This is a genomic window from Streptomyces sp. DT2A-34 (assembly GCF_030499515.1).
GTDB lineage: Bacteria > Actinomycetota > Actinomycetes > Streptomycetales > Streptomycetaceae > Streptomyces.
Genome location: NZ_JASTWJ010000001.1, coordinates 5,994,851 through 6,013,589, shown reverse-complemented (window position 1 = coordinate 6,013,589; position 18,739 = coordinate 5,994,851). Strand labels below are relative to the sequence as shown.

Annotated in this window: 17 protein-coding genes, 2 tRNA genes and 1 pseudogene; 9 read left to right on the top strand and 11 right to left on the bottom strand. The window is 67.5% G+C overall.

Annotated elements, in window-relative coordinates:
- Window positions 1–53 precede the first annotated feature (53 nt).
- Window positions 54–194 carry a hypothetical protein gene (locus QQM39_RS27010; RefSeq protein ID WP_302000138.1) on the bottom strand — a complete coding sequence of 47 codons (141 nt, stop codon included), beginning with the start codon at window positions 192–194 and terminating at the stop codon, window positions 54–56.
- Between the two features lie 408 nt (window positions 195–602).
- Here QQM39_RS27010 and QQM39_RS27005 point away from each other — a divergent pair, with 408 nt between their 5' ends.
- Window positions 603–1,046 (top strand): hypothetical protein, encoded by a 444-nt coding sequence (locus QQM39_RS27005; protein WP_302000137.1) that lies wholly within the window; start codon window positions 603–605, stop codon window positions 1,044–1,046.
- A 430-nt stretch (window positions 1,047–1,476) separates the two neighbouring features.
- Here the strand turns inward: QQM39_RS27005 and QQM39_RS27000 are convergent.
- A pseudogene (locus QQM39_RS27000) lies at window positions 1,477–1,941 on the bottom strand (CBS domain-containing protein); the annotation flags it as partial.
- Window positions 1,942–2,044: 103 nt separating this feature from the next.
- On the opposite strand from QQM39_RS27000, the gene QQM39_RS26995 reads away from it, so the two are divergent.
- Window positions 2,045–3,691: a recombinase family protein gene (locus tag QQM39_RS26995; RefSeq protein WP_302000136.1), complete on the top strand. Its 1,647-nt coding sequence runs from the start codon at window positions 2,045–2,047 to the stop codon at window positions 3,689–3,691.
- Between the two features lie 113 nt (window positions 3,692–3,804).
- Here QQM39_RS26995 and QQM39_RS26990 read toward each other — a convergent pair whose 3' ends face one another.
- On the bottom strand, window positions 3,805–5,256 hold the full coding sequence (locus QQM39_RS26990; RefSeq protein WP_302000135.1) for a replication initiator: 1,452 nt from the start codon (window positions 5,254–5,256) through the stop codon (window positions 3,805–3,807).
- 246 nt (window positions 5,257–5,502) lie between these two features.
- On the opposite strand from QQM39_RS26990, the gene QQM39_RS26985 reads away from it, so the two are divergent.
- Window positions 5,503–6,306, top strand: coding sequence for a GntR family transcriptional regulator (locus QQM39_RS26985; protein ID WP_302000134.1), 804 nt, complete (start codon window positions 5,503–5,505; stop codon window positions 6,304–6,306).
- A gap of 536 nt (window positions 6,307–6,842) precedes the next feature.
- Here QQM39_RS26985 and QQM39_RS26980 read toward each other — a convergent pair.
- Both QQM39_RS26980 and QQM39_RS26975 read right to left on the bottom strand, forming a co-directional pair.
- Window positions 6,843–6,959 (bottom strand) — tRNA-OTHER (locus tag QQM39_RS26980).
- A 774-nt stretch (window positions 6,960–7,733) separates the two neighbouring features.
- The gene (locus tag QQM39_RS26975; RefSeq protein ID WP_302000133.1) at window positions 7,734–8,060 is read right to left on the bottom strand and encodes a hypothetical protein; all 327 of its coding nucleotides are present in this window, start codon (window positions 8,058–8,060) and stop codon (window positions 7,734–7,736) included.
- Window positions 8,061–8,733: 673 nt separating this feature from the next.
- Between QQM39_RS26975 and QQM39_RS26970 the strand changes: the two genes are divergently transcribed.
- Both QQM39_RS26970 and QQM39_RS26965 read left to right on the top strand, forming a co-directional pair.
- Entirely contained in the window at window positions 8,734–9,564 is an 831-nt protein-coding gene (locus tag QQM39_RS26970; RefSeq protein WP_302003736.1) for a helix-turn-helix transcriptional regulator, read from the top strand.
- Window positions 9,561–9,770 carry a DUF397 domain-containing protein gene (locus QQM39_RS26965; protein ID WP_302000132.1) on the top strand — a complete coding sequence of 70 codons (210 nt, stop codon included), beginning with the start codon at window positions 9,561–9,563 and terminating at the stop codon, window positions 9,768–9,770. The genes QQM39_RS26970 and QQM39_RS26965 overlap by 4 nt, the downstream gene beginning before the upstream one ends.
- A gap of 97 nt (window positions 9,771–9,867) precedes the next feature.
- On the opposite strand, the gene QQM39_RS26960 is transcribed toward QQM39_RS26965, so the two are convergent.
- Together QQM39_RS26960 and QQM39_RS26955 are read right to left on the bottom strand one after the other, a co-directional pair.
- Window positions 9,868–10,002, bottom strand: coding sequence for a hypothetical protein (locus QQM39_RS26960; protein WP_302000131.1), 135 nt, complete (start codon window positions 10,000–10,002; stop codon window positions 9,868–9,870).
- A gap of 17 nt (window positions 10,003–10,019) precedes the next feature.
- Window positions 10,020–11,414 carry a cystathionine beta-synthase gene (locus QQM39_RS26955; protein WP_302000130.1) on the bottom strand — a complete coding sequence of 465 codons (1,395 nt, stop codon included), beginning with the start codon at window positions 11,412–11,414 and terminating at the stop codon, window positions 10,020–10,022.
- Window positions 11,415–11,573: 159 nt separating this feature from the next.
- On the opposite strand from QQM39_RS26955, the gene QQM39_RS26950 reads away from it, so the two are divergent.
- The 3 genes from QQM39_RS26950 to QQM39_RS26940 all read left to right on the top strand — a co-directional run bounded on the left by QQM39_RS26950 (window position 11,574) and on the right by QQM39_RS26940 (window position 15,226).
- Window positions 11,574–12,599 carry an SGNH/GDSL hydrolase family protein gene (locus tag QQM39_RS26950; RefSeq protein ID WP_302000129.1) on the top strand — a complete coding sequence of 342 codons (1,026 nt, stop codon included), beginning with the start codon at window positions 11,574–11,576 and terminating at the stop codon, window positions 12,597–12,599.
- Between the two features lie 316 nt (window positions 12,600–12,915).
- Window positions 12,916–14,136 carry an acetyl-CoA C-acetyltransferase gene (locus tag QQM39_RS26945; RefSeq protein ID WP_302000128.1) on the top strand — a complete coding sequence of 407 codons (1,221 nt, stop codon included), beginning with the start codon at window positions 12,916–12,918 and terminating at the stop codon, window positions 14,134–14,136.
- Window positions 14,137–14,443: 307 nt separating this feature from the next.
- Window positions 14,444–15,226: a hypothetical protein gene (locus tag QQM39_RS26940; protein WP_302003735.1), complete on the top strand. Its 783-nt coding sequence runs from the start codon at window positions 14,444–14,446 to the stop codon at window positions 15,224–15,226.
- 2 nt (window positions 15,227–15,228) lie between these two features.
- Here the strand turns inward: QQM39_RS26940 and QQM39_RS26935 are convergent, their stop codons facing one another.
- Window positions 15,229–15,522: a hypothetical protein gene (locus QQM39_RS26935; protein ID WP_302000127.1), complete on the bottom strand. Its 294-nt coding sequence runs from the start codon at window positions 15,520–15,522 to the stop codon at window positions 15,229–15,231.
- Between the two features lie 122 nt (window positions 15,523–15,644).
- Between QQM39_RS26935 and QQM39_RS26930 the strand changes: the two genes are divergently transcribed.
- Entirely contained in the window at window positions 15,645–15,875 is a 231-nt protein-coding gene (locus tag QQM39_RS26930; RefSeq protein WP_030049879.1) for a DUF4287 domain-containing protein, read from the top strand.
- A 72-nt stretch (window positions 15,876–15,947) separates the two neighbouring features.
- Here QQM39_RS26930 and QQM39_RS26925 read toward each other — a convergent pair whose 3' ends face one another.
- The 3 genes from QQM39_RS26925 to QQM39_RS26915 all read right to left on the bottom strand — a co-directional run bounded on the left by QQM39_RS26925 (window position 15,948) and on the right by QQM39_RS26915 (window position 18,449).
- Window positions 15,948–16,859, bottom strand: a complete 912-nt coding sequence (locus QQM39_RS26925; RefSeq protein ID WP_302000126.1) for a Bax inhibitor-1/YccA family protein — start codon at window positions 16,857–16,859, stop codon at window positions 15,948–15,950.
- A 215-nt stretch (window positions 16,860–17,074) separates the two neighbouring features.
- Entirely contained in the window at window positions 17,075–18,250 is a 1,176-nt protein-coding gene (locus tag QQM39_RS26920; RefSeq protein WP_302000125.1) for a 4-hydroxybenzoate 3-monooxygenase, read from the bottom strand.
- A 115-nt stretch (window positions 18,251–18,365) separates the two neighbouring features.
- Window positions 18,366–18,449, bottom strand: a tRNA-Leu gene (locus QQM39_RS26915).
- Window positions 18,450–18,739: the final 290 nt, after the last annotated feature.

Here is an 18,739-nt window from a genome sequence, read left to right as displayed (position 1 = left end):
CGTGCCAAGGATGCGGCCAGGCCCGGGGGCCTGGCCGCACAGAACCACGAGGCTCAGGCCTCGTTGAGGTTGTTCGCCTGGTGCGCGACGAAGCCGGCACGCATGACGCCCTCGTCGTTCACGAGCATCGAGAAACGCTCGGTCGTCTCCTCATCGAGAAACAGCGAGGTCTCGACGGAGTTTTCCTGCTCCATACTCATCCCTTTCCGCTAGTCGAAAACAACAACGGCAGGAATCACAACGGAGGAGGTATCACACTCGTGCAATCCCCCGTTAATCCCGCAAAGCAGGCTTTCAAGATCACAAGAGAGAGTCAAGAAGTCGCCCGCAATCTGGCCGAGACGGCATCCATGGCGCCTGGCCTGAAATGAATGCCGCGTCGATCGATACCAGCCATATGAATGTCCGAGTTCACATACGTCTGACCGGACCGGCCGGAATGGGCACGTGCTCGGGGTTCCGCCCACCGAATTGATCACGCCAGTCCGGCCACCCATGCGAACGGCGGGTACGCCGCTTCTCGGCCAGGAGGCGGGCGCGCCCCAGCCGAACAGGGGGCTAACCCCAGTGCGGCCGTCGCCCCCGCTGCCTACCGTGGGCGTATGACCGGAATGGACGCGCGGGACACCGAGCTCAAGAAGGAACTCAACGCCACCCTGCAGGCGCGCAGGGAACTGGGCGACGACTACGAGTCCGCGCTGGTCGACTCGTTCATGGAGAAGGTCGACCAGCGCATCGACGGGGCGGTCGAGCGCCGGCTGCGGCGGCAGCTGGCCGAGCAGCAGATGGTGGCGGCCCGGGGCGCCCGGTCGCCGAAGGCCACGGACTCCTTCGGCGAGCGCTTCGGCTTCGGCATCGTCTCGCTGGTCGTGGCGATCCCGCTGTCCGGCATCGGCGGCGGCGTGGCCGGCCTCTCCGGTCTGCTGGTCACCTGGGTCGGCATCGTCGGCGTCAACGTCGTGCAGGCGGCGCGCACCAACCCGGGTCTGTTCCGCGGCTGGGGACGCCGCAAGTCGTCCAAGGACGAGGACCGCTGGGAGGCCTGACGAACCGAAGTCGCCGAAAAGCAGCGCCGACCACCGCGTCCTCGAAGGACTTGCAGGCCGTAACCATCAATTGAGGAACCACAACGGCGAGCAACCAGGCCCGCGAGAGCGGCGCCGGTTCAGGCGCAAAGGGGTGTGTTGCGCGGGGACCGCCGCACCCCCGTTTCCGGGGGGCGGGACGACGGCGGTCCCCGCGAGGGACGCGGGCCGGGTCAGACCGGGCTTGCGCGTCCTAGGCGTCCATGGAGGTCCGGGAGCCGCTCCGGAGGTCCTTGGCGCCGTTCGGCGCCGGCTGGGGCGGGGAGCCGCTCCCGCCCTGCCGACACCCACTAATGTGCCGGACCCGTGTTAAGCGGGTGCTGCGTGAACATGACGCGCTCGTACCAGTTCCGCGACGGTCCGAACGGCCCTGGCCACCGCAAGTTCGCCGCTACTTCCCGCCCTTGGCGAGGAACGCCAGCAGGTCCTGCCGGCTGACCACACCGGTCGGCTTGCCCTCGACGAGGACGATCGCCGCGTCGGCGCCGCCCAGCACGGACATCAGGTCACCGACCGGCTCACCGGAGCCGACCTGCGGCAGCGGAGCCGACATGTGCTTCTCCAGCGGGTCGTCGAGCGAGGCCCGCTTGGTGAACAGCGCGTCGAGCAGCTCGCGTTCGACGACGGACCCGACGACCTCCGCCGCCATGACGTCCGGGTGGCCTGCGCCCGGCTTCACGATCGGCATCTGCGAGACGCCGTACTCGCGCAGCACCTCGATGGCCTGACCGACCGTCTCGTCCGGGTGCATGTGGACGAGGGAGGGGATGCCGCCCTCCTTGTCGTTGAGGACGTCGGCGACGCGCGCGCTCGGGCCCTCGTCCTCGAGGAAGCCGTAGTCGGCCATCCACTCGTCTAAGTCAATCTGTAAACCGGTAGTCAGATCCCGATCGCCTTGGCACCCTTGATCAGGGACGAGATCACCGCAGGCCACTGGTACAGATCCAAGGGGAGGAACGATGGCAGGCAGCTCCCGCAGCTACCTCAATCCAGAGCTTGTGGCGGCGCTCCAGCAAGGCAAGACGTTCGAGGAGTGGCTAGACGGCCGTGTGCCCGGCGTGGACTACGCCCGTATCAGCGGGGATCAGGCCATCAGGTCGTCCACGCAAGCTCTGTCGAGGGAGAAGGGCCGTGGCGTCCGCCACCAGCATGAGAGCAACGAGGAGACTGCCGCAGCCCACAACATCGCCATCGTCCGCTTCTACGAAGACAACAACATCACTGCGGGTGATCCCGAGATCACCCGGCCCGCCTTCCTGGAGATGACGAAAGCACTCCTCCATCGGAAGGCGCCTGAGGGTTTTCCTGTTCGTGCCATCGTCGCCACCGAGCATGAGCGCGTGTGGCGCCTGCCCGAGGACTACATCCGGTTCCGCCGCGCCGTCATCACCGCCGGAGACGGGATCTTCGTTGAGCGGGGCAAGGAGTACGACATTGCCAGCGTCGGCGGGAACATCGTGGGCCTGGTCAACTCTGGCGTCTCTGAGGGAGAGGTCACAAAGACCAAGGAGCGCATTATCCGCAACATCAACCGCCGGGCACAGGACGGCACTTCGCCGGGGGGTCGTCGTCGCTTCGGCTACCTGCCTCAGGATCCTCGGACGGGCCGCAAGGTTAACGAGAAGCTTTGCCCCGATGAGGGACATTGGGCCATCCAGATGAAGCTATGGGCCATGGAAGGAGCAGCATGGAAGACCATCGCACTCCGACTTCGTGAGCGCGATGTAAAGGGCGCCACCGGAAAGGACTGGAGCGGGGAAACCGTCCGCCAGTACCTCACCAATGCCACGAACTATGGCTACCGCCAAATTCACGGAAAGCTCGTAGTCGACAGGGAGGGAAAACCTGTTGTCGGCAAGTGGGAATCCATCGGCACTCCGGAAGAGTGGCAGTACATCTGCAACCTCTCCAAGCAGAGGGGCGCCAAGACGGGTAGCAGGCTGACCAACGGCGGGGGGAAGAACCCCGGGCCGCCGGAGGGCCGGGCCAGGAAATACCTGTTCAGTGGCTTTCTCCGCTGCGGAAACATCCCAGTCGATGCCGTATGCAACACGAAGATCGGAGGGACCCGCAGGCCCACCAAGAAGGACCCGGACATGCATGAGTATGTCTGCAACGAGCTTGGATGCGGAGGCGTAGCCAGGAACGGCAAAGAGGTTGATGCACACCTTGAAGCCTTGGTAGTGGCAGCCCTGGAAGCGAAGTACAAGACTGTCCCCAAGAAAGTGAAGCCGTGGGATGGTTCCGAAGCACTGGAACAACTCAAGAAAAAGAAAAAGACCCTCACATCCAAGTGGATGGAGGGCGATATCGACGACGACACGTTCTATGAGCTTCTTCCCGACCTTGAGGACAAGATCAAGGGTCTTGAGCAAGACCGGGATGAGCATGCCGTATCAGAGGCTGAAGCCAACCGCTTCAGCGGCTGGGACAGGTCTCGCTGGTACGGGGATCCGGAGAAGGACATACAGCCGATGGACCTTACTCAAAAGCGCATGGCTATCGCCAAGATCATCCGGGCGGTAATCATCATGCCGCTTCCCGAGGGGCGATCCCGGAAGGCTCCGTTCGATCCGAACCTGCTCAAGGTAATTCCCCGACGGTAGTCTCCGAAAGGCCGAGGATCCGACGAAGGTCTCTGTCCTGATCCTCGGACAAGGGCGGGAGCTTATCCAGCTCCCGCTTTACCCATTCTTCGAGAGTTATGGAGAGGCCGCCTTCAGGAGGCATATTTCCACCCCTCGGCGATCATGTCTCGTCTGATTTCGCGGAGGGCCGTGAGGTCTTCGGCGATGCCGTACGCGATATCGGATTCGGCCGGGGAGTGCCCGGAGCCGACATAGCGCCAGGCGGATTCGGTGACGGTCTCTCGGTCCTCTAGAGCGAGGAGGCCGCCGCCGCTCTGGTGGTCGGCGCGGACCGCGCGGAGTGCTCCGTAGGTGGTGGAGTACTGGCGGGATTTCGTCAGGACGTGGCCCCGGTAGCCGAGAGTGTGAGCCCAGGCCCGCAGGTTCAGTGCCTCCAGTTCGGGCAGGCCGCCCAGGCGCCAGCAGGCCGTCATGAGGGCGCGCAGGTGGGTATTCACGGGGGCGAGGCGGATGCTGTCGAAGTCCTGTATGCGGTAGTCGATGCCGCCCGCGTCGCCGACGCTCTTGGAGACGTATTTCGCGACGTAGGCCGCAACGGCGCTGTCGGTGACCGTCGAGGTTTCGGTGAATGCGTCGCTGCGGATCGGGTGGACGTCGATCTGTTCGCCCCACCTGATGACCCGCTCATCGGTCGCCGGGGAATACGGGGTGTGCACCTCCACCTTTGCCGCAGCCGACCGCACCGCGTCAGAGAGCATGTCGGTTGTGGCCCACGGGGGCGGGGGCGACGAAGGCCCGTCGGGACCGTCGAGCCGGATCACCGCGTGGAAGTGCACGGCCCCCCGCTTTTGGTATTCGGCGACCTTGGCGAAGGACACCGTCAGGTGTTCGCGCAGACGGGTTTGGGTGATTCCTGCGGCGGTCGCCAGATGCCGCCTGAGCATGTGGCAATAGCGGTTCCACAGTGCGCCGGCGGAAGCGTGCCACAGGACGTGTCCGGCGTAGTCGTAGCAGTCCGGGCAGAGCGGCTGACCCACCGCCGAATCGGTGTCGGCGTGCTTCTGCCCACAGCCGAGAAGCCGCCCGTGTTCACACATGCCGCCGTCCCGTCGAGGGCGGCATGCAGCCCTCTCAGGGCCGCTGGCACGGTGCACGGCGCCGAACGAGGGGGCAGTGAGGGTGACGAACAGTCGGGGGTGACGCTGCACGCCGTCCGTGACGCCCTTGCCGCCCTGGAGGCCGGAGCGGACCAGGTGGAAGGTGTCGCCCGCGTGCAGGTAGGAGCACGGCTCACAGCGTGTCTCCCGTCGGTTGCGGCAGCGCACCGGCATACGGCCGCCGGGTTCGTCACGGGTGTCGTAGTGCCGCAGCACTTCACCTGTGGCCGCGTCGTGGGTGGTGGTGTGTCCGGCGAGGTAGATCGGGTGCGCGCAGCCGTCAATGGACTTGATCTGTTCCAGCCAGCGCGGGAATCCGGGTTCGTGGACGAGCCGGATGAGGTCACGCTCGGTGGGCGACAGAAGGCGCAGCCGCTCAGCCTCACCGAGGACGTAACGCCGCGCCTCATTCGACAGCGGATACACGGGAGGCCCCCTTTCATGAGGGACAGGCGCAGCGGGCACAGACCAACCCAACCCCGCCCAGTCACTCATCCGGATGAGTTGGGCGGCCATCGTCACCCGGGAATCACTTTCGGGTCAACCACTTATCCGGATGAGTGGAGGGGTACGCCAGAGGGGCAACCACTTATCCTCATGAGTGGCCGCAGTACGGACCTCGCGGACTACTGGCAAGCAACGCGGCACACCCACCCCAGGAGGGCACGAGCCATGGCAGTGCGAGAGCACATCGAGCGAGCCCCGTCGATGTACATGCAGGTTGCTCAGCGCATGGCCGACGACATCCGCAAGGGCCGCTACCAGCCCGGCGACCTCCTGCCGTCCGAGACGCAGATGGTCGAGATGTACGGGGTCGGCAAGCACACCGCGCGCTCCGCTGTCGCCGAGCTGCGCCGCATGGGGCTGGTCGAGTCCCAGCAGGGCAAGGGCAGCATCGTCCTGCCCTCCGCTGGAGCCCTGCCCGCTACCCGCGTTGAACGGTCCATCCACCGTACAGCGAAGGGGAGTTGGAGCCTGCCGGACATGGCGGAGGCGGAGGCGCCCGCTGTCAGCAGAACGACGCTTGACGGACCGCCCGCAGTCCTGCTGGACCAGCAGGACCAGGACGCGATCAGCGTGGACCGCATGCTGCACGACCCTGCGACCGGCGCCCGGATAGCTCACCGTGTGCTGATCCCGCTCGCCACCGCAGCCGACGTGCCCACGCTCGCCGAGCAGCCCGACGCCGAGGTAACCGACCTGTACCGGCAGCTCGCCGAGGCCGGACTCACCCTTGCGTTCACCGAGCACGTCACCGCCCGCACCCCCTACCCGGACGAACGCACGGCACTGGGACTCGGCGACGCAGGTCCCCTGTTGGTCACCTATCGCGTGACCGCCGACGCGGAGCAGAAGCGCCCGCTGTTGTGTGAGGAGCTGAAGGCCCCTGCTGCCACGTGCCAGCTCACTTTTCCCGTGATGCCGACGAAGGCAGCCGCCCAGCGCAGCGCCAAGCGCCGATCCCGATCGGAGTGACTTCTCTTTACTTGTTCAAGGGCGCGCCTTCGGCGCGCCGGGCGGCTCTGGCCGCCTCGGCCGGGCGTGCGGCCTTCGGCCGGTCCCGTCCGGACGGCCAGCCGCCCGGCAGCCAAAGCCCGACCCTGACCAAGCAGAGAATCCCCGGCGTGATCGTCGCGAGTGTGACTGGCCGTCTGTCCTGTCAGTCACCGGAAGGCGAGCAACACGACCGACAAGGCCCGCACTCCTCCAGCACCGGCACCAGCTCCGCCCGCTCACACGCTGGGTTTACCAAGGGATGCCAAGGCCGCTGACCGTCCCTCACAAGGCCAGGACAAACCGTCCATCAGGCCGGTGGTACCAGGGACGCTATAGCGCGCCCCTGGACCCCGCCCAGGCGTGGCAACCTCACGCGCGAATGCGGGTTTCGTCGTAGCTGATATCCGTGCGCGCGTGAGGTCACCACGCACGTGACCTGCGCCTTTCCCCCGTCGGGGGGGTACTGATCCGACCTCCCGCCATGCGCCGGCGAACGCTCGCCCAGTACGCCGCAGTCCCCTTGCCCGGACTCGAACCGGGGTCTCTCCCGGGCGCTACGGTGGTCGCGCGCGCCAGCGACGTTAAGTCGCCCCAAGGAGCGAGGAGGCTCTTCCTGACTGAGCTACAAGGGGATGGTGCCCGTGTCCGGGGTCGGACCGGATGTCAGCCGACGCGGCCGTTGGTTTTCGCGATTCGGCTGTGGTGCACGGGCCCTCCGTCGGTCAACGAGAGGTCCTGTTTGGGGATCGCCCACCCAGGCCACCGACAGAGGAAGTGGAGCCCGCTCTGACCGGAGACCAGGGGGAGGGGGATCATCCGGTCAGAGCGGGGGCTTACGGGGAGTTGGTTCCGCTCGCAATGGCCGACACGATGAAGGTGATTGCGGATCCCCAGATCACCAGGAGCAGCACCCCGCCCCAGAAAGGGCCGTCGGCGCTGAAGCGCCAGGTTCGTAACCGCCGATGGGTACCTGTGGGGCGGTGGTCGAGCTGCGGAGGCCACTTGGTCATTGCTCGGCTACCTTTCGTGAGGTCGGCGCGGGAACCGCGCGTTGCGTCCGCCGGTCGTTCGGGTGGCCGTGGATCATGTGGGCGTGCGCGACGCGTACCAGGTTGCCCGCGCTCGTCGGGCTGCCCAGGAGGACGGCGGCTTTGAGGACGGCGCGCAGTTGTTCGCACACGGGGCACCGATCGGGGTCGACCGGGCCCGGTTGCAGTGTCCGCAGGTCATCCGACGGATTCGGCATATTCGGCTCTTTCTCCCGTACGCCCATCCGGCAAGGTCCATCGGGTCACCGATCGGCCCGTCATGGGCGGGGGCGTCGTGTGGCTTGCGAATGCACCTGGCGATCGAGTCGCGCCCGTCAACGTCTGGTGTGTGTAACTCGGCGCCACATACGCCGTCGATCAGGCGCACCGCTCCCAGGTGTGGCCTCCCAGATGCGCGTCAGGCAGCCAACACAGTGCGCTGGACATGGAGATGCCTACGTGTGACGAGCGGAACGACTCGCAGTAGGCGATGGGCTGCACTTTGATCTCGTCGCCCTCCCACATGACCCACACGGCCCCGTCGAACAGCTCCCGCAACCGCGCGGCATGTTCGCCCTGGTCGTGCTTGTCGAGTTCGCAGGACACGGAGACCGGCAACGGCCCCTCGCCCGGCAACCCGACTGCTAAGCCCAACGCCGCCGCACGCATCCCTGCGGGCACCTCCAGCGACGTGCCACACCTCATCGCGCACACCTCCTCTCGTTGCAATGTCGGCACTCGGGAAGACGGCACGGCGGGAACGCCCTGCGAGAAAACGCGATCACACCCGACGCCGGATCGCGGACGCCGCCGTACGCCGTCCACCAGTCGCCGCCCACGGGCTGCTCAGAGCCCTCAACCTGGCTGCCTTGCGCAGACTCGGAACGGGCACCGAGGCGCCCTTCCGGGGCCGTCATAACTTGGCCTCAGCCAGGCAGTCAGGATGTACGTAGGGACGGCCGGTAGCGATACCGAACGGGTGCACACGCTGTACCGGCTCCAAGCTCGCAAACGGCTTGTGACACCTGCGGCACTTCTCGCCCTTGGGCGCGTACGTCGAGTACTCGCCCTGCTGCGCGTCGGTGCCCACACTCAGGCCCGCACTCACAGCAACCGCCTCAGTCCAGCTTCAACTTCACGCAAGAGCAAAGCAGTTGGAGCCGCGTAGCCACTACGACGCACCCACCTGGGAGTGAGCCGCCAAAACTCCCGCCTAAGCCCTTCCCGCTCTGCCGCATCGCCAGCCCGGGGCAGAGCTGTCCCGCGATCGGACACGACCACTCCTCTCCGTAGTGCCGCCACTACCAAGCGGATTCAGCGTGACCTACAGTCGGGGGGTCTTCAACTTGCGCTTATTGAACGAAGAATTGGGTGGTGCCTGTTGAACCGAAAAGAGCTGGACCCCGAGAAGTCCCCGAACGCGAAGTTTGGGCATGTTCTGCGCGCATTGCGGGACGAGCGTGGTTGGACTCAGGACGAGCTGGCGGAGCGCATGGGGTGCTCCGGGACGCATATCTCAGCCGTAGAAACTGGCCGTCGCCCTCCAACTCCCCGATTTGCGGCAAGTGCTGACAGGGTGTTCGGTACCGGCGACAGGCTTCAGCGCCAGAGCCGCGCAGTCCGACACACGGCCCTGCTAGAGGGGTTCCCGGAGTACGTCACGCATGAGGCGCGAGCAGCAGAGGTCAGGCTCTACGAGGTCGGAGTCATCCCTGGCCTACTCCAGACACCGGAATATGCGGAGACGCTGGAGGCAGACGCGGTACGTCGGGATGCAATCACCCCCGAACAAGCCAGTGAGCGAGTCGAGTTGGTGACGGAGCGGCAAGCCACACTGGCTCGTTCCCCCGCGCCCTTGATCTTCGCAGTGCTTGACGAGAGTTGCGTCCTCCGGCCAATGGGTGATCCCTCGATCATGGACGCACAGTTCGCCCGGTTGCTGGAGTTCGCCGAGCTGCCTAACACCGTGCTTCAAATCGCCCCGTTCCGTATGGGGGCGCGTCGTCCGTTCAGCCTGCCCATTACGGTGCTGACGATGCCGGATCGCGGACTCATGTCGTACGCCGAGTCTGCCCACCGGGGGCACCTGGAGCGAGAAAGCAACTTCGTGCTGCCCATACTGGCGGCCTACCATCAGCTACAGGCCGAAGCCCTGTCGCAGGCAGCGTCTGTGGCCATGATCGAGCAGTTACGAAAGGGCACCCCGTGACCACCGAATCCCCCCGTTGGTTCAAGTCCTCATACAGTGGCAACGGCGGCCAGTGCATCGAGGTCGCCACAAACCTCGTCGCCTCACGCGGCGTGGTCCCCGTCCGTGACTCCAAGAACCCGAGCGGCCCTGTTCTGGACTTCGTCGCCGACGCGTTCTCGTCCTTCGTGGCGGGCGTCAAGGCCGGAGGGTCCGAAGCTCGCTGACCGTTTGGTTCTGTGCCGCTCTCTCTCACGCTAGGTGCGCCGAACGAGATCGACCCCCGAAGGCGGCTGCCTTCGGGGGTCGAGTGGCCTTCGGAGATCAGGTGGCCTGAGGACCTATCACGGTCCAGACCTCTGCCCATGAGTCCTCAGAGATGGTGGGCAGGAGCTTGCTCAGCTCTTGGGTAACCCACTCGTTGAGTTCCTGCGTGGTCTCAGTCTTCTCAGCAGCCATCTGCGCTCCTGTTCGGTCTACGTGGTCGGGTTCGCGAGGAAGGCCAGGACGTCCTGGCGGGTGACGATCCCGGTCGGCTTGCCGTCCACCAGGACCACTGCCGCAGCACGGCCTTCAAGAACAGCCATCAGTCGCTCAACCGGTTCGCCGGATCCGACGACCGGCAGAGGCTCCGACATGTACTTCCTCAACGGGGCATCAGCGGGGGCGTGATCGGTCACCAGTGCGTGGAGGAGCTCACGCTCTTCCACCGCTCCGATCACCTCTCCCGCCATCACATCGGGGTGACCCGCTCCAGGGGCAACCACCGGCATCTGTGACACCCCGTACTCGCGCAGCACGCTGATTGCCTCCCCAACGGTCTCCTCGGGGTGCATGTGCACGAAGCTTGGGATGCCCCCCTCTGTGCTTACCTTGTGCGTCAGGACCGCTCCGGCCGTCTGGCCGGTCGATGCCTCTTCGCTGAACCCATGTTGACCGATCCACTCGTCGTTGAAGATCTTGGAGAGGTACCCGCGCCCGCTGTCCGGCAGCAGCACCACCACGACGTCGTCCTCCCCGAGCCGCTCGGCGACCCGCAGCGCGGCCACGACGGCCATGCCGCACGAACCACCGACCAGCAGCCCTTCCTCGCGGGCCAGGCGGCGGGTCATCTGGAAGGAGTCCTTGTCGGACACGGCGACGATCTCGTCCGCGACGGTCCGGTCGTAGGCGGTCGGCCAGAAGTCCTCACCGACGCCCTCGACGAGGTACGGCCGCCCGGACCCGCCGGAGTACACCGAGCCCTCGGGGTCGGCGCCGATGACCTGCACCTTGCCGTCGCTGACGTCCTTCAGATAGCGACCGGTACCGGAAATGGTCCCCCCGGTCCCCACGCCCGCCACGAAGTGGGTGATCTTCCCCTCCGTCTGCTCCCACAGCTCGGGGCCGGTGGAGTGGTAGTGGGAGAGCGGGTTGTTGGGGTTGGAGTACTGGTCCGGCTTCCAGGCGCCCGGCGTCTCCCGCACCAGCCGGTCCGACACGTTGTAGTAGGAGTCCGGGTGCTCGGGATCGACGGCGGTCGGGCAGACGACAACCTCGGCGCCGTAGGCCCGCAGCACATTGATCTTGTCGGTGCTCACCTTGTCGGGGCACACGAAGATGCACTTGTAGCCCTTCTGCTGGGCCACGATGGCAAGACCGACGCCGGTGTTGCCGCTGGTCGGCTCCACAATGGTCCCGCCGGGCTTGAGCGCACCGCTCTCCTCCGCGGCCTCGATCATGCGCAGGGCGATGCGGTCCTTCACGGAGCCGCCCGGGTTGAAGTACTCCACCTTGGCCAGGACGGTCGCCCGGATGCCCTTGGTCACGTTGTTGAGCCTCAACAGCGGGGTGTTGCCGACGAGGCTGATCATCGAGTCGTGGAAATGCACCGTTGTCTCCGGATGCTGCAAAAGAAGTGGTCTTAGTGGTTCCGCCAGCCTATGGCCTGCACGGGGCCCATGACGGTCGTTCACTCCTCGTTGGGATTGGGCCACCGTCCGTGCGGGGCAAGCAGTGGGTGTACGGCTATGAGGAGGTGGCGGCGACGCATGACGAGCATGTCGAGGGCGCGGGTGGCCCGGCGGATCGCGGCGGGCGCGGCGTACGGCGGCGGCGGGATCGGTCTGGCCGGCGCGGCGGCCGTCGGTCTCCTGCTCGCCGAAGTGCGGCTGGCCAGGCGCCACGTGGGCAACGGCGCCGACAACCACGTGCCGAACGCCGACGGCCGGTACGGCCGCCTGTACGACAACCCCGGCGAACCGCCGCTGCGCCTGACGATCCTGGGTGACTCGACGGCCGCGGGCCAGGGCGTGCACCGGGCGGGCCAGACGCCGGGCGCGCTGCTCGCGTCCGGGCTGGCGGCGGTCGCGGAACGTCCGGTGCTGCTGCGCAACGTGGCCCTGCCGGGCGCCCGCTCGGACGACCTGGACCGCCAGGTGGCCCTGGTGCTCAGTGACCCCGCCCTGCTGCCCGACGTCTGCGTGATCATGATCGGCGCGAACGACGTCACCAACCGCATGCCGCCGACGCGCTCGGTCCGCCACCTGTCCGCTGCGGTACGGCGGCTGCGCACGGCCGGCGCGGAAGTGGTCGTCGGCACCTGCCCCGACCTGGGCACGATCGAACCGGTCCAGCAACCGCTGCGCTGGCTGGCCCGCCGGGCCTCACGCCAGCTGGCGGCCGCCCAGACGATCGGCGTCGTCGAACAGGGCGGCCGTACGGTGTCGCTGGGCGACCTGCTGGGTCCGGAATTCGCGGCGAACCCGCGGGAACTCTTCGGCCCCGACAACTACCACCCCTCGGCCGAGGGCTACGCCACCGCGGCGATGGCGGTCCTGCCGACGGTCTGCGCGGCCCTCGGCCTCTGGCCGGCCGAAGAGGAACGTCCCGATGTCACCCGTCGCGAGGGCTTCCTCCCGGTGGCCCGCGCGGCAGCCGAGGCCGCGTCGGAGGCGGGCACGGAGGTCACGGCAGCGATGCCGACGGGCCCGAAGGGCCCCTGGGCCCTCCTGAAGCGCCGGCGCCGCCGCCGCGTCCCGGAACCGGACAGGACCCCGGCGACACCGTCACCCTGACCCCCGGGAGGTTTTCGCCCGCTGAAAGATCCAGCCCCTCCGGCGTTTGAGGAGCGGGGGTCCAGGGGGCAGAGCCCCCTGGCGGGGTCGAAGGGGCGGAGCCCCTTCAGGATGGGACGGGGAGGGGCGGCGGGGGCGAGAAAAGCAAGCGCTTAGAAAATTGCGGCCAGGGTCACACCGCACTACCAGTGACCCTGGCCGTACGTACGGGTAACTTCCCTCACAGCCCTGCCCGACCCCCCGGTATGCCCACCCGTCGCCCGACCACCACCCCTCAACGAGGCGCTGCGCGCCACACCTTTCGACTGGAGCCGTGATGCCCGAAGCCGTGATCGTCTCGACCGCCCGCTCCCCCATCGGCCGCGCCTTCAAGGGCTCCCTGAAAGACCTGCGCCCCGACGACCTCACCGCCACGATCATCCAGGCGGCCCTCGCCAAGGTCCCCGAGCTGGACCCGCGCGACATCGACGACCTGATGCTCGGCTGCGGCCTCCCCGGCGGCGAGCAGGGCAACAACCTCGGCCGCATCGTCGCCGTACAGATGGGAATGGACCACCTCCCGGGCTGCACCATCACCCGCTACTGCTCCTCCTCCCTCCAGACCTCCCGCATGGCCCTGCACGCCATCAAGGCCGGCGAGGGCGACGTCTTCATCTCGGCCGGCGTGGAGATGGTCTCCAGCTACGCCAAGGGCAACTCCGACAGCCTCCCGGACACCCGCAACCCCCTCTTCGCCGAGGCCGAGGCCCGCACCGCCGAGGTCGCCCAGCAGGAGGGCACGACCTGGCACGACCCGCGCGAGGACGGCCTCCTCCCCGACCCGTACATCGCCATGGGCCAGACCGCCGAGAACCTCGCCCGGGTGAAGGGCATCACCCGCCAGGACATGGACGAGTTCGGCGTCCGCTCGCAGAACCTCGCCGAGGAAGCCATCAAGAACGGCTTCTGGGAGCGCGAGATCACCCCGGTCACGACCCCCGACGGCACGGTCGTCGCCAAGGACGACGGCCCCCGCCCGGGCGTCACCATGGAGGGCGTGGCGGGTCTGAAGCCGGTCTTCCGCCCCGACGGCCTGGTCACCGCCGCCAACTGCTGCCCGCTCAACGACGGCGCCGCAGCGGTCGTCATCATGAGCGACACCAAGGCCCGCGAGCTCGGCCTCACCCCGCTCGCCCGCATCGTCTCCACCGGCGTCTCCGGCCTCTCCCCCGAGATCATGGGCCTCGGCCCGGTCGAGGCGAGCAACCAGGCCCTGCGCCGCGCCGGCCTGACGATCGACGACATCGACCTGGTCGAGATCAACGAGGCGTTCGCCGCCCAGGTGATCCCCTCCTACCGCGACCTGGGGATCGACCTCGACAAGCTGAACGTCAACGGCGGCGCCATCGCCGTGGGCCACCCCTTCGGCATGACCGGCGCCCGCATCACCGGCACGCTCATCAACTCCCTCCAGTTCCACGACAAGCAGTTCGGCCTGGAGACGATGTGCGTCGGCGGCGGCCAGGGCATGGCGATGGTCATCGAGCGCCTGAGCTGAACCACCGATCCAGAGCCCCCAGGCAGTCCACTAGGTAGTCAACTCGCGACCCAGCGTGAGCCTTCGGCCCAGAACCCGGGAAACCCCAAGGTTCTGGGCCGTTTTGTGATCCAATCTCCCCCAGGATGTGACCTATCTCCCTCCACGGAGGGATTTACGCAGGTCAGAGCCGCTTCACCACTAAACACAGGCCCCAAAGTCCTGTCCGTTTCGTGACGTTACGCACTGACAGCTGGATAGTCCGCCCTTCAAGCTGATGTAGGAAGTCGGGGGTCGACTTTGAACCGGGAGTACGTCAGTGAGCGCCATGCCGATCGCTTTGCTGCTCACCACGGCCGCCACCGGCGCCGTGGGCGTCGCCGTCCTGCGCACCCTGATGGTGTTGCGCCGACAGGTCGCGGCCCTGCACACCGAGCTGGCACAGAACAACGCCGCCGCGGCCCGCGGCCTGGTCCCGCCGGCCCGCCTCTCCGCCGAGGCCGATGAGATACGCGCCGCGGTGGCCGAGGCACTCGCCGAGGAACGCGAGCGCGAGCTGGCCGAGGCGCGCGCCTTCTGGGCCGCCCAGGAGGCCCGTGACGCCTCCGACGCGCCCACGCTGCTGGGCCTGTCCGACAGCGAGCTGTTCCTGCCCCGCCAGGCCGATTTCGCGAGCCTGGAGCACCTGGAGCCGGTGAGCGAGACGACCACGGACGCCGACGAGTTCGCCGGGGAGTCCCCGGAGCTGGCCGCGGCCCGCCGCCGCCACCCCTCCCACCCGGACTTCGTCCCGGTCTCCTCACCCGTGGTGAACGACCATGAGCGTACGGTGTCCACCCTTGAGGAGTTGGCCGCCTCCGCCACCGAACTGACGGACGTCCGCCCGGGCCCGCTCGGCACCCTCGACGTCTACGTCTTCGCCGACGGCACGACGCTCTGCATGACCCCGGGCCACCGGGAGACCGCGGAACGCCTGGCGGCGGCCCTGCGCGCGGGCGAGACGCCGGTGCTGCTGGGCGGATCGGGAGTCTCGGGGGCGTACACCCTGACCTTCGCCTGCGGCGAGGAGAGCGTCTACGTCCTGGCGGACCGGGTCATAGCGTCCCTCTAGGGTCACACCCCCGCCCGCTTCTGCGCCTCCTCCACCAGTCTCACCGCGTCCTCGACCTCACCCTCGTTCGTGAGTACGAGGGCCAAGTCGTGCACGGCCACGGTGATTTGGTCGGCCGCGGCGAACATCCCGGCGTCCGGCATCTCCCGGGGCTCCGCCCCGGGCCGCTCCAGAACCTGCGCCCGCCGGGCCAACTCCCTGGCCAGCCGCAATGCTTCGCCGGCGCCGCCTCTCTGCAACCGGCTCTGAGGCGCGGCCCTCAAACGGTCGGCGAAGTGATCAACGGCACGAGTCAAGGGCGTCGTATCAACCACCCCACAAACCTACGCGTCGCACCACGACTGTTGCCAACAGGCGAACGCTCAGGCACGGTGACCTGAAGGACCGGCTTACATCCCCTTTGCGTCCGGAGGCGCCGATGTCCCACGTCCTCTCCGAGGAGACCCACCGCAACATGCTCGCCCGCATCCCCCACTGCACCGGTCGTGAAGTCTCCGACTGGCTCCGCACCGTAGAAGAAGGCCCGGCTCTGGTTCGCTTCGAGGAGAAAGTCAGCTGGCTGCGCCACGAATACGACCTCGCGTACGGCCACGCGAAGGCGATCGTCCATGAGTACGACCTGAGGAGGGCGGCGCGCAAATTCCTCTAGGCGCGCACAGACGACGAAGGGCCCCGGGAGAACCCGGGGCCCTTTGCACGACTACTGCGCAACCGTCGGCGACTAGTCGCTGCTGTTGAGGATCGCGATGATCCTCAGGAACTCCATGTAGATCCACACCAGCGTCAGCGTGAGGCCGAAGGCCGCCAGCCAGGCCTCCTCGCGCGGCGCGCCGTAGGCGAGCCCGTCCTCGACCTGCTTGAAGTCCAGGGCGAGGAAGCAGGCGCCGAGCAGGATGCCGATGACACCGAAGAGGATGCCGAGGGGGCCGCTGCGGAAGCCGAGGCCGTCACCGCCGCCGAAGACGGCGAACAGCAGGTTGACCGCCATCAGCAGGATGAAGCCGAGCGCGGCCGCCATCACGAAGCCGACGAAGCGGCGGTTGACGCGGATCCAGCCGGCCTTGTAGGCCACCAGCACCGCGGCGAAGACCGCCATCGTGCCGAGCACTGCCTGCATGGCCGCACCGCTGGCGATGCGGTTGTCGACGATGCTGGAGATCACGCCGAGGAACACGCCCTCGAACGCGGCGTACGTCAGGATCAGCGCGGGCGAGGCCTTGCGCTTGAAGGACTGGACGAACGCCAGGACCATGCCGATCAGCGCGGCGCCGATGCCGATGCCGTAGGACCGGCTGATGTTCGCGTCGTCGACGGGCAGCAGCGCCCAGGCGAGCGCGGCCGTGACGATCAGGACGCCGAGCGTGGTGCCGGTGCGCAGGATGACGTCGTCCATCGTCATCCGGCCGGTGGTGGCAGGGGCCTGCGGCGGTGCGCCGTGCTGCACGTCCTGCTGGGCGTACGGGTTCTGGGCGTAAGGGTTCTGCGCGTACGGGTTGCCGGCCTGCGGCTGGGCGTACGGGTTGGCCTGCGTGCCGACAGCGGCGCCCCCGGCCTGCGGCGCGGTGTTGAAGCCCGCGTGGCCGTTGTCGCGGCTGAACCCCCGTCGCGAGAAGACCGGGTTGCTGCTCCTCATTTCACTCCTCCATGGCCGCCGTGCGCGGCCTTGGCTCAAGAGTAATAGGTAGGCAAAGGATTGACCCTAGTGCTTGGGGAGGATCTTTCCCTCGTCGTGTTGCGCAACACGCTACGCGGCTGGGTGATTCCCGGCCACGGAGGGGCTCATTCATGACGAACCTGGTACGTGGCCGGAACCGGCCGGAGATCACTCCCCCGGCCCCACCCGTGCGCTCACCCGAACGGGAAGCCGGTGTATCCCTCGGCCAGGTCCGTCTCGGCCGCCCTCGACCCCGCGATCCGCTCCAGCCGTGCCAGCTGGAGCCGGTCCTCGAAGGGGGTGGCGTCGGGGGCGCGGTGCAGCAGCGTCGTCATGTCGTACGAGAACCGCTCGGCCTGCCAGACGCGGCGCAGACAGGTCTCGGAGTAGGCGTCGAGAAGCTCCGCCGAACCTGTCCGCCGCTCGTGGGTCAGTGCCCTCGCGAAGGTGACGACGTCCCCGACGGCCAGGTTCAGGCCCTTCGCGCCCGTCGGCGGCACGATGTGCGCCGCGTCACCGGCGAGGAAGAGACGGCCGTGGCGCATGGGCTCGTGGACGTAGGACCGCATGGGAGTGACGTTCTTCTGGGTGATGGGGCCGCGCTCCAGCCGCCAGTCGTCGGCGGTCTCGAAGCGGCGCTCCAGCTCCGCCCAGATCTCGTCGTCGCTCCACTCCTCGGCGTCCGTGCCATCCGGCACCTGGAGGTAGAGGCGGGAGACGGACGGCGAGCGCATGGACAGCAGGGCGAAGCCGCGGTCGTGGCGGGCGTAGACGAGCTCGTCGTGCGAGGGCGGTACGTCGGCGAGGATGCCGAGCCAGCCGAAGGGGTACGTCCGCTCGAAGACCTGGGTGAGCTCGGCGGGGACCGCCTTGCGGGACACGCCCCAGAAGCCGTCGCAGCCGACGACGTAGTCGCATTCGAGGACGTCCTCGACGCCCTCGTGCCGGAAGCGCACACGCGGGCTGTCGCTGTCCGCGCCCTCCACCGCCAGGGCCTCCGCCTCGAAGAGCAGCGGGCCGCCCTCCTTGAGCTGGAGGGCGATGAGGTCCTTGCAGACCTCGGTCTGGGCGTAGACCATCACCGACCGGCCGCCGGTGAGGGCGGGGAAGTCCACGCGGTGGCGCTTCTTGTCGAAGCGGAGCTCTATGCCGTCGTGGCGCAGGCCCTCGCGGTCCATGCGCTCCCCGGCACCGGCCGCGCGCAGGACGTCCACCGTGCCCTGCTCCAGGATTCCGGCGCGCTGGCGGTGCTCGACGTAGGCGCGGTCGCGGCTCTCCAGGACGACCGACTCGATGCCGACGTTGTGGAGCAGCCGGGCGAGGAGGAGGCCGGCGGGGCCTGCTCCGATGATGCCGACGGTGGTGCGCATCGCCGAACCTCTCTGTTCGCGTGGTGAAATTTCATTCACCAACTTTCGAACGGGAGTCTGCTCCCCTCGGCATGAGGTGTCAATGAATGCTGCAGTGATCGACGAACGTCGGAAGTGCCCAGAGCCGGACTTGAACCGGCACGCCCGCGAAGGGGCAGCGAGGTTTAAGCTCGCCGTGTCTGCATTCCACCATCTGGGCAGGCCGAGGGCTCCGCATCGAGGTCCCGAGCCTATCGGGATACATCCCCCGAACAGCGGACGGGCGGACTGATGTTGTCTTATTTTATTGACGTCTGAGGGTGCATCAGCCCACGGAACGCGCCATCCGCACTTGCCAACAGCCTTACGTGCGGCGGTCGGCGGCGCATACGGAATGACGGAATTTCACCGTCCAAACAAGGACGCTCCACCTGTTCCAGACGCGAACACCCGTCAGGGGCGGCCGTCATCCTCAGGTATGACGCGGCGGTGTCCGGTCCATCCGGAGTC